The 16,675-nt window shown below is 66.4% G+C and carries 11 protein-coding genes; 3 read left to right on the plus strand and 8 right to left on the minus strand.

Annotated elements, in window-relative coordinates:
- Positions 1 to 13: 13 nt before the first annotated feature.
- The gene (gene ppc, locus BJP62_RS08965; RefSeq protein WP_070529114.1) at positions 14 to 2,776 is read right to left on the minus strand and encodes a phosphoenolpyruvate carboxylase; all 2,763 of its coding nucleotides are present in this window, start codon (positions 2,774 to 2,776) and stop codon (positions 14 to 16) included.
- A 106-nt stretch (positions 2,777 to 2,882) separates the two neighbouring features.
- On the opposite strand from ppc, the gene BJP62_RS08970 reads away from it, so the two are divergent.
- Both BJP62_RS08970 and BJP62_RS08975 read left to right on the plus strand, forming a co-directional pair.
- The gene (locus tag BJP62_RS08970; protein WP_070529120.1) at positions 2,883 to 3,719 is read left to right on the plus strand and encodes a PhzF family phenazine biosynthesis protein; all 837 of its coding nucleotides are present in this window, start codon (positions 2,883 to 2,885) and stop codon (positions 3,717 to 3,719) included.
- A 103-nt stretch (positions 3,720 to 3,822) separates the two neighbouring features.
- Positions 3,823 to 4,773 carry an IS481 family transposase gene (locus BJP62_RS08975; RefSeq protein WP_070525743.1) on the plus strand — a complete coding sequence of 317 codons (951 nt, stop codon included), beginning with the start codon at positions 3,823 to 3,825 and terminating at the stop codon, positions 4,771 to 4,773.
- Here the strand turns inward: BJP62_RS08975 and BJP62_RS08980 are convergent.
- The 7 genes from BJP62_RS08980 to BJP62_RS09010 form a co-directional block, all read right to left on the minus strand.
- Positions 4,770 to 6,392 carry a response regulator gene (locus tag BJP62_RS08980; RefSeq protein ID WP_070529122.1) on the minus strand — a complete coding sequence of 541 codons (1,623 nt, stop codon included), beginning with the start codon at positions 6,390 to 6,392 and terminating at the stop codon, positions 4,770 to 4,772. The two genes, BJP62_RS08975 and BJP62_RS08980, sit on opposite strands and share 4 nt — an antisense overlap.
- Before the next feature lie 10 nt (positions 6,393 to 6,402).
- On the minus strand, positions 6,403 to 8,520 hold the full coding sequence (locus tag BJP62_RS08985; RefSeq protein ID WP_070529125.1) for a UvrD-helicase domain-containing protein: 2,118 nt from the start codon (positions 8,518 to 8,520) through the stop codon (positions 6,403 to 6,405).
- Between the two features lie 388 nt (positions 8,521 to 8,908).
- Positions 8,909 to 9,232, minus strand: a complete 324-nt coding sequence (locus tag BJP62_RS08990) for an H-NS family nucleoid-associated regulatory protein (protein ID WP_070529127.1) — start codon at positions 9,230 to 9,232, stop codon at positions 8,909 to 8,911.
- A 129-nt stretch (positions 9,233 to 9,361) separates the two neighbouring features.
- Positions 9,362 to 10,729, minus strand: coding sequence for a TolC family outer membrane protein (locus BJP62_RS08995; protein WP_070529129.1), 1,368 nt, complete (start codon positions 10,727 to 10,729; stop codon positions 9,362 to 9,364).
- An 8-nt stretch (positions 10,730 to 10,737) separates the two neighbouring features.
- A complete protein-coding gene (locus BJP62_RS09000) occupies positions 10,738 to 13,824 on the minus strand; it encodes an efflux RND transporter permease subunit (protein ID WP_070529131.1) in 3,087 nt (1,028 codons plus the stop codon).
- Positions 13,821 to 14,942, minus strand: coding sequence for an efflux RND transporter periplasmic adaptor subunit (locus BJP62_RS09005; protein WP_070529133.1), 1,122 nt, complete (start codon positions 14,940 to 14,942; stop codon positions 13,821 to 13,823). Before BJP62_RS09005 ends, BJP62_RS09000 begins: the two co-directional genes overlap by 4 nt.
- Positions 14,935 to 15,588, minus strand: a complete 654-nt coding sequence (locus BJP62_RS09010; protein ID WP_070529134.1) for a TetR/AcrR family transcriptional regulator — start codon at positions 15,586 to 15,588, stop codon at positions 14,935 to 14,937. Before BJP62_RS09010 ends, BJP62_RS09005 begins: the two co-directional genes overlap by 8 nt.
- Before the next feature lie 169 nt (positions 15,589 to 15,757).
- Between BJP62_RS09010 and argB the strand changes: the two genes are divergently transcribed.
- Positions 15,758 to 16,636: an acetylglutamate kinase gene (argB, locus tag BJP62_RS09015; protein ID WP_070529136.1), complete on the plus strand. Its 879-nt coding sequence runs from the start codon at positions 15,758 to 15,760 to the stop codon at positions 16,634 to 16,636.
- The last annotated feature ends 39 nt before the right edge of the window (positions 16,637 to 16,675 follow it).

Genomic DNA, 16,675 nt, shown 5'->3' on the forward strand with positions numbered 1-16,675 from the left:
GGCCGATCCGGGGTCAGCCGCTGTTGCGCAGGCCGGCGGCGATGCCGTTGATCGTCAGATGGACCGCGTGCTGGACCTCTTCGCTTTCGTCGCCCGCACGCAGGCGCTTGAGCAGCTCGACCTGCAGGTGGTTGAGCGGGTCGAGGTAAGGCAGCCGGTTGTCGAGGCTGCGCGACAGCATCGGGTTGTCGGCCAGCAGCGCTTCATGCCCGGTGATCGCCTTGACGACGTCGACCGCACGCTGCCATTCGGCCTTGATCCGGCCGAAGATGCGCCGTGCCAGATCCTGGTCGTTGACGAGCTCCGAGTAACGCGCAGCAATCGCGATGTCCGACTTCGCCAGCACCATCTCCATGTTCGAGATCGTCGACGTGAAGAACGGCCAGTCGCGGTACAGCCGGCGCAACGTTTCCAGCCCTTCGTCGCCGGCGCCGTCGAGGTACTCGGTCACCGCGGTGCCGAAGCCGTACCAGCCCGGCAGCATCAGCCGGCACTGCGACCACGAGAATACCCACGGAATCGCCCGCAGGTCGCCGATCGAATTGGTCGCCTTGCGCGCGGCCGGACGCGAGCCGATGTTCAGGCTCGGGATTTCGCCGATCGGCGTCGCTTCGCGGAAGTAGGTAACGAAATCGGGCGTTGCGAACACCAGGTCTCGGTAGGCGCGGTAGGCGCGCGCCGACAGGTCGTCCATCAGCGCCAGCGAGGCCGGATCGTCGGTCGGCTCGCCGTTGTGCTTGGGCAGGCTCGCCTCGAGCGTCGCCGACACGAGGATCTCGAGATTGCGGCGACCGACTTCACGGTCGGCATACTTGGCGGCGATCACTTCGCCCTGCTCGGTGATGCGGATCTGGCCCGCGACCGAACCGGCCGGCTGCGCCAGGATCGCGTCGTGCGCCGGGCCGCCGCCACGGCCGACGGTACCGCCGCGGCCGTGGAACAGCCGCATCTTGAAGCCGGCCGCGTCGAACACCTTGACCAGGGTCTGTTCGGCCTTGTACAGCTCCCAGTTCGACGTCAGGTAGCCGCCGTCCTTGTTCGAATCCGAATAGCCAAGCATCACTTCCTGCACGCCGTTGCGGCAGCCGAGCATCTGGCGCCACTGCGGAATCGCGAACAGCTCGGTCATGATCTCGCCGCAGACGCGCAGGTCGGGGATGGTTTCGAACAGCGGGATGATGTTGATCTTGGCGACCGTCGTCGGCGCCAGTTGTACCAGACCGACTTCGTTCAGCAGCACCGCGACTTCGAGGATGTCCGACACCGACTCGCAGTTCGAGATGATGTAGTTCGGCAGCACCGCCTCGCCGTAGCGCGACTGGATTTCCTCGGCCGCACGGTAGATGTCGATCTCTTTCTGCGTTTCGGCGCTGTAGTCGACGTAGGGGCAGATCAGCGGGCGCGGGCTGGCCAGTTCGCGCAGCAACACGACGCGGCGGCTCGCCTCGTCGAGTTTCAGGTAATCCTCGAGACCTGCCTTTTCGAACAGCTCGGCGATCACCTTGTCGTGGATGCCCGAGTTCTGGCGCATGTCGACCGGCGCGAGGTGGAAGCCGAACACGCTGACCGCGCGCTGCAGCCGGCGCAGGCGGCCCTGGCTGAGCTTGGTGGCACCGTGCGCCCGGAGCGAGCTGGCGACCACGGCCAGATCGGCCGCGAGTTCCTGCGCGCTCTTGTACGGCTCGGCGCGTGCGACGTCGTGCAGGGTCTGGTGGAAGGTGCCGATCCTGACTGCAGTGGAGAAAATCCGTGCGCCGATGTGCGCGACGGCCAGCCGGTACGGCTCTTCGCCCTTGTGTGCGCGCTCTTCCGGCGTCGCCTTTTCGGCCAGCTGTTGCAAGGTCTGGTCGACCTGGACCAGCCGGGTCGACATCGACAGCTCGCCTTCGAGCTTCTGGCATTGCTGGTAGTAATAGTCGAGCGCCACACCGGACTGGCGCGACACCGCGTAGCGCATCACCTCGGCGGTCACGAACGGGTTGCCGTCGCGGTCACCGCCGATCCAGCTGCCGACCTGCAGAAAGTTCGGCAGCTCGACCTTCTTGCCGGTCAAGGCCGCGAGCTTGTCCTCGAGGTCGAGCATCAGCCGCGGCACTTCGTGCAGGAAGGAATTGCGGAAGTAGGTCGTGCCGTTCTCGATCTCGTCCTGCACGCGCAGCTTGACCGTACGGATCTCGCGCGTCTGCCACAGCGTGATCAGCACGCGCTCGAGCGCTTCCTGGTTCGCCTGCAGCTCTTCCGGCGTCAGCTGGTTGCGGTCGCGCTCGGCCAGCAGTTCGCCGACGGCGCGGTGGCCGTCGAGGATGGTCTTGCGCTTGATCTCGGTCGGGTGCGCGGTCAGTACCGGCACGATCAGCGTTTCGTTCAGCAGCGAGAGGATTTCCGCCGGCTCGACGCCACGCGCGCCAAGGCGCTCGATCGCCGCGGCGATGCTGCCGCGCTGCGGTGCGGAGCCGAGGATCTTGTGCGCGCGACGGCGCCGGTTGTGGTGCAGATCCTCTGCTATATTCGAAAGGTGCGAGAAAGAACTGAACCCTCGCACCAAGGTCATTGCGCCTGCCAGATCCAGCGCCGACAGGGCTCGCGCCAGCGCCTGGCTGGCTGCCGGGTCATGCCCCTGTACGTATTTGAGTGCCAGCTCGCGGATCGCTTTGATCTGCTCGGCGGCGGCGGCACCGGTTTGTTCACGGATGGTATCGGCCAGCACGCGGGACAGAAGGTCCAGATCACGCGCAAGCGGCAGGTCTTTTTCGGCAATCGGTTCTAGTACGGACATGGGCGGCTCGGCAGCGGCTATTTATAGGCAAAATGTTCCCCATTGTAGCAACAAGTCGTCGCAACTGAAGCCCTTCGCCACCGCTTTGCCCATCGGAGCGCCGCCCTTGCAATACGAGTTTTTCCTGATCAACGGTTTTGCCGAGCGCCGCGCGTCCGGCGCGCCGCTGGCGGTGTTCGTCGTCGACGCACTGCCCGACGACGCCACGATGCAGCAGCTTGCCTACCAGCTCAACGCGCCGGAGAGCTGTTTCGTCACCCGTGCGGCCGATGCGATGCACACGGTTTCGCCACAGTTCGCCCTGCCCTTTTCGGGGCTGTCGCTGCTCGCTGCCGCAACCGCACTGCAACAGGCCGGCGAGCCGTTTCCGGCGACGCTGCCGGGCCGCTACGGGCCGATCCAGCTTTCGCATGACGGCGAGGCCTGCTGGTTCCGCGCCTGGGCCAACCGGACCCGGCCGGCGCGGGCCGGGACGATGGAGCTGGCGACCGCACTCGGCATCGATGCGCGCGACGTCGCCGGCGCACCGCTCTTTGTCGATACCGGGCTCGAGCAGCTCGTCGTGCCGGTGCGGACACGCCAGGCGGTGCTGCAGGCGGCGCCGCACCCGGCGCTGCTCGCGCAACTGGCCGGCAATGGCCAGCAGATTGCGCAGCTGGCACTGTGGCACCGCGACGGCGAGATCGCGATGCTGCGTTTTTTCGGCAGCGATTCGTTCAGCATCTACGAGGATTTCGGCGCCGGCGGCGCCGTCGCCAACATCGGCGCCTGGCTGCTCGCCAGCGGCTGCGCACTGCCCGACCGGATCAAGGTCGAACAAGGCCACACAATACACCGGCCGTATACCCGGCTGTCGGTGCTGCACCTGCAGCTCGGCACCGACCGCGCGATCAGCGTCGGCGGCCGTTTCTGGGTCGTCGGCAGCGGCAGCGTATCGCTGTAAGCACCTAGCTGTGAAGGTTCAATAGGTTGTTTCGGGTGTTCACCCGGAGAAGTTCTGCGAGACTGGAAATCGCCAAACCCCCAGTCACAGAACAAGACACCGGATGAACACACATAAGAATGCCCGACTGACGTATCTGCGTCGCCTGGAAATGGTTCAGGACATCACCGAGCATGGTTTGTCGACCGCGGCGGCGGCGGCACGCCATGGCGTAAGCGCGGTCACCACCCGCAAGTGGCTGGGCCGCTATCTGGTCGGCGGCGCGGCTGCCTTGCTCGACAAATCCTCGCGTCCCGAGCGCTCGCCACGTGCCATTGCGCCCAGCGTTGCCCTGACGATCATCGAATTGCGTCGCAAGCTGTTCCTGCAGGCTCGCATCGCAAGCTATATCGGCGTGTCCAAAGCAACCGTCAGTCGCGTGCTGCGACACGCAGGGCTATCGCGGTTAAGCGACCTGCAGCCCGCAGAGCCTGTGCAGCGCTACGAGCGCGAAACGCCCGGCGAACTGCTGCACGTCGACATCAAGAAGCTCGCCCGCTTCGAGCAGGTCGGCCATCGCATCACCGGCGATCGTCGCCAGAACAGCCGAAACAGCGGCTGGGAATATCTGTTCGTGGCGATCGACGACCATAGTCGCATCGCCTTCACCCGACTCTACCCCGACGAGCGCCGCGCCAGCGCCATCGACTTCCTGCGTGCGGCCAACGACTACTTCAAAACGCTGGGCGTACCGCTCCAGCGCCTGATCACCGATAACGGGCCCGCCTTCCGCTCCCATGACTTCGGCCGCGTTTGCGTTGAACTGGGCATTAAGCAGAGGTTCACCCGCGCCTACCGACCGCAAACCAACGGCAAGGCCGAGCGCTTCATCCAGTCCGCGCTGCGCGAATGGGCCTACGGCCAAACCTATCAACACTCGGATGAGCGCGGCGCAGTCCTGAGGTATTGGAATCATTATTACAACTGGCACCGTCCGCATCACGGCATCGGCTGCCACGTGCCCATGTCCCGTCTCTCAGCAACGAAAAACAACGTCTTGACTCTTCACACCTAGCGCTCGCTTCCCTGCGCGGCGTCGATGCCGAAGCGGCGCTGCGTGCGAAGCCACACGTCCTGCAGCTGTCGCGCCCGGCCGTTGCCGGGTTCGATCCGCAGCGCGCGCTGCACGCAGGTCTGGGCAATCTGCATGTAGCCAGCGTCCCAGCCGACCCGGTTGACGCAGGTCAGCAGCGAATTGGCCGCGTTCAGCAGCACGCCGACATTGCCCGGCAGCCGGTCGAGCGCGGCGATGAAACGCTCGGCCGCGCCGCGGAAGTCGCCCTCCTGCGCCGCGCGCACCGCTTCGTTGTTCAGCTCGACGATGTCGCTCGCCGCTTCGTGGATCAGCCTGGCGCCGGCCTCTGGCCGATCGGTGTACAGCGCCTCGACCCCGGCGATGATCTCTGCATCGTCGTGGCGGTTGCTCAGGGCGCGCCGGACCAGCTTCTCGGCGTCGCCACCGTCGCCGAGCACCATGCACGCCTGCGCCGCCTCGAGCAGCGCGCCGGCCGGTGCATCGTCGCGCGCGGCGAGCCGCGTCGCCGCGCCGGCGATCAGCTTGCGCGCCCTGTCCTTGTCGCCGGCGCTGACAAAGCTCGCGCCCTCGATCAGTTCGGCCACCGCCTGCGCGACATCGTCGCCACGGAAGTCGTGCATCAGCTGCGCCGCGGTCCGCCGCGCCGCGCCGATATCGCCCTGCGCCAGCTGCACGCGCGCCAGTTCGCCGTACAAGGCCGGGTCGCGCCAGAACGAGCCGCGGTTGAGCTGGACCGCCTGGCTCAGCGCGGCCTGCGCGACGTCGAGCACGCCGTTGCGCTGTGCCAGCCGCCCGCGCGCACGCTGCCGGCGCGCGACCAGCGGCGAACGGGCAACGGCATCCTCGAGCACCGCCTGCGCCGCCTCGGTCTCGCCCTGCGCCGCCAGCGTACGGGCAAGGCCGTCGTAGGCTTCGATCACCAGTTCGTGCTCGATCTTGACGCGCTCGAACAACAGCCGCGCCTCGTCGTACTGCTTGAGTGCGAACAGCGAGCGCGCCAGCCCGAGCTGGGCCCAAGGCCAGTCGCCGTCGGCGAGCTGCTCGCGGTAGAAATCGCGCGCCAGCACGTGCTCGCCGAGCAGGCCGAGCAGGCGGCCCTTGTGGCGCAGCAGGTCCGGGCGTTCGGCCGGCGCCGCCGTTGCCAGCTCGGCATTGCACGCGGCGATCGCGGCCAGATAGTCGCCGGCACGGCTGGCATCGTCGATCGCCCGCAGCTGGCGCTTGCGCGCGATCGCCCTGCTCAGCCGCTCGAGCAGGTCGCTGCCCGAGAACGGCTTGAGCAGATAGGCATCCGGCGCCAGCTCGGCCGCGCTCATCACCTGCGCCAGCCTGCGCTCGCCGGTGACGATGACGAACACCGACGACGGCTTCAGCAACTGGTGCGCCTGGCAGGCCTCGAAAAAGTGCAGGCCGTCGAAGCCGTCGCCGAGGTCGTACTCGCACAGCACGACGTCGTACGCGCCCTGCTTGAGTTTGGCGAACGCATCGCCGGTCCGGCTTGCGTAGTCGATCTCGGCCGCACCGGCCTCCTGCAGGCCGCGCGCCAGCATCGCCCGCACTTCGGACGCGGGCTCGATCACCAGGGCTCGGCTGCTCATCGGCTGCGGCTCACTCGGTCAGGGCTTCCAGTTTGGCATACGCGACGGCCAGCCACTTGACGCCGTGCTCGCGGAAACTGACCTGGACATTGCCGGTCGCACCGCCTTCGTGGTCGGTCACGACACCGATGCCGAACTTCGGATGCCTGACGTTCATGCCGATCGCCAGCCCGTGATCCGGCGTGCTCTTGCGCACCGGCGCGGCCACCGCCGCCTGCGGCGCATAGCCGCGGTTGAGGAAGCGCAGCAGGTCCTGCGGGATCTCGTTGAGAAAGCGGCTGGCGACCGCGTAGCGCGTCTGGCCATGCAGCATGCGGCTCTGTGCCAGCGTCAGATAGAGCCGGCGACGCGCCCGGGTGATCGCGACGTACATCAGCCGCCGCTCTTCCTCGAGCCCCTTGGGATCATTGGCCGAGTTGTCGTGCGGAAACAGCCCTTCCTCGATCCCGGTCAGGAACACCGAGTGGAACTCAAGCCCCTTGGACGAGTGCACCGTCATCAGCTGGACCGCTGCCTCGCCGGCGCCGGCCTCGCGCTCTCCGCCTTCGAGGCTGGCATTGGCGAGGAAGGCCGCCAGGTCGTTCTCGTCCTCGGTGACGAAGGCCGCCGCGGCACTGACGAGTTCGCCGAGGTTGGCGAGCCGCTCCTCGCCGTCCTTGTCGTTGCGGTAGTGCTCGCCGAGGCCGGACTGCTCGACCACCAGCGACACCTGCTCGGGCAGCGCCAGCGCATCGCCGTCGCGCCGCATCGCGTCGACGAGCTGGACGAAGCGGCCGACCGCCGCCGCGCTGCGGCCGGCGCCGCCCGAGCACGCCGCCAGCCACAGGCTGGTCCCGGTGACGCGCGCGGTTTCCTGCAGCGTTTCGATCGTCCGGTTGCCGATGCCGCGGGTCGGGAAATTGATGATGCGCAGCAGTGCATTGTCGTCGTCGGGATTGGCGATCAGCCTGAGATAGGCCAATGCATGCTTGATTTCCTGGCGCTCGTAAAAACGCAGCCCGCCATAGACGCGATACGGAATCCCGGCCTGAACCAGCGCGTGCTCGATCGCGCGCGATTGCGCATTCGAGCGATACAGCACGGCGATTTCGTCGGCATCGACGCCATCGCGCGTCAACTGGCCGATTTCGTCGACGAGGAAATCGGCTTCCTCGAAATCGGACGCGGCCTCGAATACCCGGATCGGCTCACCGCCGGCTTCCGAGGTCCATAAGGTCTTGCCCAGGCGCTCGCGATTGTTGGCGATCACGGCATTGGCCGCATCGAGGATATTGCCGTGCGAGCGGTAATTCTGCTCGAGCCGGATCACGTGCCTGACCGCGTAATCCTTCTGAAAGTCGAACATATTGCCGACATTGGCACCGCGGAACGCGTAGATCGACTGGTCGTCGTCGCCGACGGCGAAAATGGCGTTATCGGGCCCGGCCAGGAGCTTGAGCCACGCGTATTGCAGCCGGTTGGTATCCTGGAATTCGTCGACCAGTATCTGCCGGAAACGCGAGCGGTAATGCTCGCGCAACGAGGCATTGCGATCGAGCAGCTCGTAGCATGCCAGCAGCAATTCGGCGAAGTCGACCACGCCCTCGCGCCGGCATTGCGCTTCGTACTCGGCATAGATCGCGCGCAAGGTGCGCGCGTAGTCGTCCCACGCCTCCGCCGCCGCTGCGCGCAGGCCGTTTTCCTTCTGGCCGTTGATGTAGTTCTGCACCGTCTTGGGCGGATAGCGCTCGTCGTCGACGTTGAGCGCCTTGAGCACGCGCTTGATCGCGGCGAGCTGGTCGGTCGAGTCGAGGATCGCGAACGTCGCCGGCAGGCCGGCGTCGCGGTGATGCAGCCGCAGCATCCGGTTGCACAGGCCGTGGAAGGTGCCGATCCACAGGCCGCGCGGGTTCAGCGGCAGCATGGCCGTCAGCCGCGCGAGCATTTCCTTGGCGGCCTTGTTGGTGAACGTCACCGCCAGCACGCCGGCCGGACTGAGCTGGCCGGTCGACAGCAGCCAGGCGATGCGCGTCGTCAATACCCGGGTCTTGCCGCTGCCGGCGCCGGCGAGGATCAGCGCGTGCGCCATCGGCAGCTCGACCGCGGCGGCCTGTTCGGGATTGAGGGATTCGGTCAGAGGATGCGCCATAAGAGCCTATTCAATATCTTTTCGCGTCAGCGTTCGGGGTAGTGTGCCGGCAGCGGGCAAGACACGAGCCACGCCGCGGTACAGGTACCGCAAGTGGCTCGCAACGCCGCACGCAGCCGGCAATGCCCCGAACCCGAAGGGCCGGGCCGGAAAAAAGCCATGCACTGCGTTGTACTCCTTGCCAATAACGGGTTACTGCCCGCGTCACACGCCTTGTGCCTGACCTTTTTCCGGCCTGGCGCTGACGTGAAAAGACATTGAACAGGCCCTAAGGAAACAACCGGTGCAAAACGGCGATTGTACCGGTTCTGCCGGCAACGCTCGAATGCCACAAGCATGAAAAAAGGCAGCCTAGGGCTGCCTTTTTTCCGGTGCATCGCCGACGCGATCAAACGCGCAGGTCGTCGAGCGATTTGCCGGCGGCAAGCCAGTCGATCGCCCATTGCGGCTTGCGGCCGCGGCCCGACCAAGTCTGGCTCGGATCGTTCGGATTGGCAAACTGCGGCTTGCCGGCCACGGCGACTTTCTTGCCGAGCTTCTTGGCGGCTTCGACGCCGAGCACTTCGTTCAGCGAGAAACCCTTGGCGGCAGCCAGGTTCTGGATTTCGATCAGCAGATCGTGCTTGTCGGTCACCTTGCGGTTTTCGATTTCGGCCGCGATCTTCTTTTGCAGTTCGTACAGTTGCGGCAGGCTGAAGCCGGAGAGTTCCATTCGTCGCTCCTAGTTGAGGGGATGTCATGACGATACGTCATATTTCCCGAGGAATTATGCACAGCCATTTCGCACAATACAAGCGAATTGCAATTGCAATTCCAATTACCGCAGTCAATAAGAAAAGGCTTATTGACCGGGAACCAATCCGCCCGGCCGGGTACCCTGCAAATCGAGCCAGCGGTTGATTTCCTGCAATTGCGCCTCGTCCAGCGCGCCGACGGCCGCCGCGAGCTGCAGCCGCGCGTAGAGATACTGATAACGCGTGACGACCAGATTGAAACGCGTCTGGTAATAATTCTGTTCGGCATTGAGCACGTCGACCGTTGTACGGACGCCGACATCGCGGCCGAGCTTGGTCGATTCGAGCGACGAGCGCGCCGACACTTCGGCCTGTTCGAGCGCCCTGACCTGTGCGGCGCCGTTCTGCACGCCGAGGAAGGCCTGCTTGGTCGATTGCGCCGCATCGCGGCGCGTCGCCTCGAGTGTCTGGCGCTGCTGGTCCTCGAGCGCGATCGCTTCGCGGTACTGCGAGCTGCGGTTGCCGCCGGTGAACAGCGGGATCGACAGTTGCAGGCCGACCAGTCCGCCGGTCGTCCGGTCGGTGCCGCCGCCCCGCGACAGCCCGTCGCCGTTCCAGTCCGACCCATAGCTGGCGACCAGATCGAGCGTCGGCGCCGTCGACGTCCGGTAGCGGTCGATCTGGCGCGTGGCGATGTCGAGGCCGAGCTTCTGCCCGGCGATCGCCAGGCTGCCGCTATCGGCACGCGTCAGCCACTCGGCCATCACGTTCGGCTGCGGCGGCGTCGGCTCCAGCTTGGTCGAAATCTTCGCCAGCACCGTCGGATCCTGATTGGTCAGCTGGGTGAAGGCGTTGCGCTTCACCTCGAGGTCGTTCTGCGCGTTGATCTCGGTCGCGACGATCGAGTCGTAGCGCGCCTGCGCCTCGTGCGTATCGGTGATCGTCGCGGTGCCGACCTCGAACGATTTCTTTGCCTGCGCCAGTTGCTGGCCGACGGCGGCCTTCTGCGCGGCCGAGAAGCGTACCGCCTCTTCGGCGGCGATCACCTCGAAGTAGGCCTTGGCGACGCGCAGGATCAGCTCCTGCTCGGCGGCGCGGTACTGAACCTCGGCCTGATCGGCCTGCTTCTTCAGCTGGTCGCTGCCGACGAAGGCGTCGGCGCGGTAGATCGGTTGCGCGGCGGTGACCTTGAGGCCGTACTGGCCACCGCTGCTGTCGTAGCTCGGGTTGAGCAGCGTTGCATTGCCGGGGCGGTATTCGCTAGTCGCGGCGCCGGCATTGCCGCTCAGCGTCACCTGCGGCAGCAGCAGCGCATTGCCCTGGTTGGTTTTTTCCCGCCCGGCGGTCAGCGCCGACCGCGATGCGGCAAACGCCGCGTCGTAGCCGCGCGCGGCGCGCCAGGCATCCATCAGGTCGGTTGCGCCGGCCATGGGCGCGGCGCCGATCAGCGCCGCAGCCATCCATGCTCGTTTCATCGTTGTTCTCATTGTTGTGCCGCCCCCGGGACGGGCTTGATCCGGAACCATGCCGCGTACAGTGCCGGCAGGAACAGCAGCGTCAGCACCGTCGCGACGAACAGTCCGCCCATGATCGCGATCGCCATCGGCCCCCAGAAGGTGTCACGCGTCAGCGGGATCATCGCCAGGATCGCCGCCGCCGCGGTCAGCATGATCGGGCGGAAACGCCGGACCGCCGACTCGATGATCGCGGTCCATGGCGGGTGGCCGTGGCGGATGTCCTGTTCGATCTGGTCCATCAGGATCACCGAATTGCGCATGATCATGCCAGACAGCGCGATCACGCCCAAGGTCGCGACAAAGCCATACGGCGCGCGGAACAGCAGCAGCGCGATCGCCACGCCGATCAGCCCGAGCGGCGCAGTCAAGAGCACCATGATCATCCGCTGGATGCTCTGCAGCTGGATCATCAGCAAGGTCATCACCACGATCAGCATCAGCGGCATCACCGCGCCAATCGAATCCTCGCCGATCTTCGATGCCTCGAGCGTGCCGCCGACCTCGATGTGGTAGCCCGGCGGCAGCGCGATCGCATCGATCTTCGGTTGCACCGCCTTGGCGATGTCCGGCGCCTGCGCGCCATTGACGTCGGCCCGCACCGACAGCGTCGGCACCCGGTTGCGGCGCCAGATCAGGCTTTCCTCGGCCTCGAGCACCACGTCGCCGAGCTGAGACAGCGGCACGCTGCGCCCCGAGGCAAGCTTGACCGGCAGGTCGCGGATCGCCGTCAGCGAGGTGCGCTCGTTCGGCACCAGCCGGGCGACGACGTCGATCAGCTCGTTGTTTTCGCGGTACTGCGTCGCGGTGACGCCGGATACCGCCAGCTGCAGGTACTGCGCCAGTTGCTGCGTCGTCAGCCCGACTTCGCGCAGCTTGTCCTGGTCGGCGTGGATGCGCAGCACCTTGACCTGCTCGCCCCAGTCGAAGTGCACTTCGCGGGCATGCGGATTGGCGCGCATGGCCCTGGCCACCTGCTCGCCGATCCGGCGCAGCTCGCCGACATCCTCGCCGGACACGCGGAACTGCAGCGGATAGCCGACCGGCGGGCCGTTCTCGAGCCGGGTCACCCGGCCGCGGACCTGGGCGAAGTCGTCGGCGAACAGCGTGTTGATGCGCTTGAACACGTTCTCGCGCACCTTCTCGCCCTTGGTCATCACCGTCAGCTGGGCGAAGTTCAGGTTGGGCATCTGTTCGTCGAGCGGCAGGTAGTAGCGCGGCGAGCCGACGCCGACGTAGGTGGTGACGCTTTCGACGTCCGGATCCTTCATCAGGATCGCCTCGAGCTTCTTGGCCTCGGCTTCGGTCGCCTGGTACGACGCCGCGTACGGCAGCCACAGGTCGACCATCAGTTCGGGCCGGCTCGACGCCGGGAAGAACTGCTTCGGGATCAGCGTGGCGAACACGACGATCGCGGCGACGAAGGCAGCGGCGGTCGCAGCGATCGTCGTCTTGCGCCAGGTAATGCACCAAGTGACCAGCGCGCGGAACGTCCGGTAGAAGCGGCCCTGATAGACGTCGTGGTCCTCGTGCTTCGGTGTCTCGGGCAGCAGCTTGTAGCCGAGATACGGCGTGAACACGACGGCGACGATCCACGACAGGACCAGCGCGATGCCGACGACGGCAAAGATCGAGAACGTGTATTCGCCGGCGTTGGACTTGGCGAGGCCAACCGGCAGGAAACCGGCGGCGGTGATCAGCGTGCCGGTCAACATCGGCATTGCCGTGCTCGTGTACGCGAAGGTCGCCGCGCGGAAGCGGTCCCAGCCCTGCTCGAGCTTGAGCGCCATCATCTCGACCGCGATGATCGCGTCGTCGACCAGCAGACCGAGCGCGATCACCAGCGCGCCGAGCGAGATCCGCTGCAGGTCGATGCCGGCCATCAGCATGCCCAGAAAAGTCAGCGCCAACACCAGCGGGATCGACAGCGCGACGACGATGCCGGTGCGCCAGCCCAGGCTCAGAAAGCTCACCGCCAGCACGATCAGCACCGCCTCACCGAGCGAGCTCATGAAGATCTTCACCGCGCCCTTGACCACCGCCGGCTGGTCCGAGACCGCGTGGAACTCGATGCCGACCGGCAGGCTGGCCTTGGCTTTCGCCAGCGTCGCGTCGATCTGTTCGCCCATGCGCAGCACGTCGCCGCCGTGCCGCATCGACACGCCGAGGCCGATCGCCGGCTGGCCCTGATAGCGCATCTTCAGCGTCGGCGGGTCGATCGTCGCGCGGTAGACGCTGGCGATGTCGCCGAGCCGGAAGCGCTTGCCCTGGACGTCGACGACCGTGTCGCGCACCCGCGCGACGGCGTCGTAGTTGCCGGTGACGCGCACGAACACGCGCTCCTCGCGGCCCTCGACGACGCCGGCCGGGGTCAGCGCATTGGTCGCCGCCAGCACCTGGTTGACCGCGAACGGCGAGACGCCGAGCGCGGCAAGCTTGGCCGCCGAGTACTCGACGTAGATCTTCTGGTCCTGCGTGCCGATCAGCGTGACCTTGTTGACATCCTTGACCCGCAAGAGCTCGGTGCGCACGTCCTCGACATAGTCCTTCAGCTCCGGCATCGAAAAGCCGTCGCTGGTGAACGCGTACAGATTGCCGTAGGTCTCGCCGAACTCGTCGTTGAAGAACGGCCCGATTGAGCCCTGCGGCAGCGTCGGCTGGATGTCGCCGATGCGCTTCCTGACCTGGTACCACGCGTCGTCGACGGCCTTGCCGCGTATCGCCTCCTGCAGGCTGACGATGATCAGCGTCTCGCCGGCGCGCGAATAGCTCTTGGTGTAATCGACGGCGCCGATGCCCTGCAGCGCCTTCTCGAGCGGATCGGTCAGCTGCTTCTCGACCTCGCCGGCCGATGCGCCGGGCCAGAAGCCGCGGACGACCATCGCCTTAAAGGTGAACTCGGGGTCTTCCTTCTGGCCGAGCTTGGTGTACGCAAGCACGCCGGCCAGCGACAGCACGATCATCAGGTAGAGCACCAGCGACCGATGGGTGAGCGCCCACGCCGACAGGTTGAAGCGGCCGGCGTGCGTCGCCGGGTCGAAATCCTGCTCGTTCATGTGCCGGCCCCCTGCATCGCGGGCCTGGTCGCCAGCGGCTTCACCGGCTGGCCTTCGCGCAGCAGGTGCACGCCGGCGGTGACGATGACCTCGCCGGGCTTGACGCCCGACACCAGCACGGCGGTATCGGTGACCGTCAGCACCCTGACCGGCAGCGCATGGACGCGACCGGCCTTGGCATCGAGCCGCCAGACCTGCTGCTTGCCGGTTTCGCCGAACAGTGCGGTCAGCGGCAGCCTGACCTGGCCGCCGGGCACCGCCGTATCGGGCGCGGCCAGCCGCACGCTCGCGGTCATGCCGAGGCCCAGTTGCGGTACGTGCTCGTCGAACACCACGCGCGCGGCGTAGGTCCGCGACGCGGGATCGGCGGCGGCCGAAATCTCGCTGACGCGACCGTTGAATTCCTTGCCCGGCAGCGCCCAGAGCCTGATTTTCACCTTGTCGCCCAGCCTGACCTTGCCGTGCAGGTTCTCCGGCACGTCGAGGCCGACCTCGCGCACGCCGTCCCGCGCCAGCGTCACGACCGGCGTGCCGGCCGACACCACCTGCCCCGGCTCGGCGCTGACGCGGGTCACCGCGCCATCGGCGTCGGCGAGCAGCGTCGCGTAACCGGCCTGGTTGTGCGCCAGCTGCTTCTGCGCGTCGGCCTGCCGCAGCGTCTCGGTCGCCGCGTCGAGCGCGGTCTTGCGCGTATCGACCTCGGCCTGGCTGACGAACTTCTGCGCGAACAGCGCCAGGCTGCGCTCGTAGTCCATCTTCACCTTGGCAAGCTGTGCCCGCGCCGACGCCGCCTGCGCATCGGCCGCAGCGGCACTGAGCGCCGCGTCCTGCGGATCGATCCGCGCGATCACGTCGCCCTTCTTCACCACCGCGCCGATGTCGACGCGACGCTCGACCAGCTTGCCGCCGATCCGGAACCCCAGCGGCGTCTCGACGTGGGCGCGCACGGTGCCGGTCAGCTCGGCACCGGGCAGCGCCGCGTCGGCGCCGGCGGTGACGACGCGCACCGGCCGGACTTCCTCCTGCGGCCTGGCCTCGTCCTTGCATGCGGCCAGCGCCAGCGCGAGCGTCAGTACGGTCATCCGTGCCCAGGGCGCGGCAGTCAGTCGTTCAATCATCGTTGCGGACCTCGGAAGGGAAATCGGGCTGGCGCTGCAGACCGCGCAGCATCAGGTCGAGCAGGGTGTCGAGATAGCGGACCGGATCGAGCTGGGTGTGGCCGCAGGGCATGTAGCGCCAGAGCATCGCCATCACCACCGGCGCGCACAGCACGTGCAGCGCGTATTCGACGTCGATGGCGCGGAACTCGCCGCCGGCGATGCCGGCCTCGATCACCTGGCGGAATATCGCTTCACCGCGCGCGACGAACTGGTCGTTGTAGAGCTGTGCGACCTCGGGGAAATTGCCGGCCTCGGCAACCATCAGCTTGGGCAGCGCCGACAGCCGTGTCTCGCCCATGCTCTGCCACCAGACATGGACGATGCGGCGCAGCCGCTCGGCCGCGCTGCCCTCGAAGCCGTCGAGCATCGCCTCGGCCTCGTCGAGCGCCGGCAGCAGCAGGTCGCGGATCAGCGCCTTGAAGATGTCTTCCTTGCCGGAGAAATACAGATAGGGCGTGCCGCGCGTCACGCCGGCGCGCTTGGCGATCTCGTCGATCCGCGTCGCCGCGTAACCCTTCTCGGCAAAGAGCTCGAGCGCGGCCTCGAGGATCTCGTGCGGCCTGGCTTCCTTGCGGCGCGACCAGCGCTTGGGGCAGAGGTTCATGGCCCGGGCTTCACCCTGTAATAAATGAATATTCATTTAATTATCGAATGCCATCCGGGTAACGGTCAATGCTCGGCCGGTACATGTTGTTGCGCAGACAGGGCGCCGGCGAACCCCGCATCTTTGCTAGAATCGGCGGCGTTATCGCACGCCCTTGCCAGGAGCCGTCATGCCCACGATTTCCCCGCTGGAAAAGGCCGAGATCCTCTCGGAAGCCCTCCCCTACATCCAGGCCTTTTTCGACAAGACCATCGTCATCAAGTACGGCGGCAACGCCATGATCGACGAGGAGCTGAAGGAAGGCTTCGCATCCGACGTCGTGCTGCTCAAGCTCGTCGGCATGAACCCGGTCGTCGTCCACGGCGGCGGCCCGCAGATCAACGAGCTGCTCGACCGGATCGGCAAGAAGGGCGAATTCATCCAGGGCATGCGCGTCACCGACGCCGAGACGATGGACGTCGTCGAAATGGTGCTCGGCGGCCACGTGAACAAGGAAATCGTCTCGCTGATCAACAAGCACGGCGGCAAGGCCGTCGGCCTGACCGGCCAGGACGGCCATTTCATCAAGGCGCACAAGCTCTACCTGAAGAACGACGCCGGCGAAGAAACCATCGACATCGGCCAGGTCGGCGAAATCGAGAGCATCGACGCAACCATCGTCTCGCACCTCGACGCGGCCGACTTCATCCCGGTGATCGCGCCGATCGGCGTCGACAGCAACGGCGAGAGCTACAACATCAACGCCGACCTCGTCGCCGGCAAGCTCGCCGAAACGCTGAAGGCCGAAAAGCTGATCCTGATGACCAACACCCCGGGCGTGCTCGACAAGCAGGGCCAGTTGCTGACCGGGCTGACCGCAACCAGGATCGACGCGCTGTTCGCCGACGGCACGATTTCGGGCGGCATGCTGCCGAAGATCTCGTCGGCACTCGACGCCGCCAAGAACGGCGTCAACTCGGTGCACATCATCGACGGCCGCGTGAAGCACGCGCTGCTGCTCGAAGTGCTGACGAGCCAGGGCGTCGGCACGATGATCCGTGCCAGCTGAGCGCATCGTGCGGCCCCGGTACGCCGGGGTCGCGGCTTG

The sequence above is a fragment of the Jeongeupia sp. USM3 genome (assembly GCF_001808185.1).
GTDB lineage: Bacteria > Pseudomonadota > Gammaproteobacteria > Burkholderiales > Chitinibacteraceae > Jeongeupia.

Excerpts from the sequence above, each read along its gene's own strand:
- ppc (WP_070529114.1), bottom strand. The coding sequence starts at position 2,776 with ATGTCCGTACTAGAACCGATTGCCGAAAAAGACCTGCCGCTTGCGCGT.
- BJP62_RS08975 (WP_070525743.1), top strand. The coding sequence starts at position 3,823 with ATGAACACACATAAGAATGCCCGACTGACGTATCTGCGTCGCCTGGAA.
- BJP62_RS08980 (WP_070529122.1), bottom strand. The coding sequence starts at position 6,392 with ATGAGCAGCCGAGCCCTGGTGATCGAGCCCGCGTCCGAAGTGCGGGCG.
- BJP62_RS08985 (WP_070529125.1), bottom strand. The coding sequence starts at position 8,520 with ATGGCGCATCCTCTGACCGAATCCCTCAATCCCGAACAGGCCGCCGCG.
- BJP62_RS08990 (WP_070529127.1), bottom strand. The coding sequence starts at position 9,232 with ATGGAACTCTCCGGCTTCAGCCTGCCGCAACTGTACGAACTGCAAAAG.
- BJP62_RS08995 (WP_070529129.1), bottom strand. The coding sequence starts at position 10,729 with ATGAAACGAGCATGGATGGCTGCGGCGCTGATCGGCGCCGCGCCCATG.
- BJP62_RS09000 (WP_070529131.1), bottom strand. The coding sequence starts at position 13,824 with ATGAACGAGCAGGATTTCGACCCGGCGACGCACGCCGGCCGCTTCAAC.
- BJP62_RS09005 (WP_070529133.1), bottom strand. The coding sequence starts at position 14,942 with ATGATTGAACGACTGACTGCCGCGCCCTGGGCACGGATGACCGTACTG.
- BJP62_RS09010 (WP_070529134.1), bottom strand. The coding sequence starts at position 15,588 with ATGAACCTCTGCCCCAAGCGCTGGTCGCGCCGCAAGGAAGCCAGGCCG.
- argB (WP_070529136.1), top strand. The coding sequence starts at position 15,758 with ATGCCCACGATTTCCCCGCTGGAAAAGGCCGAGATCCTCTCGGAAGCC.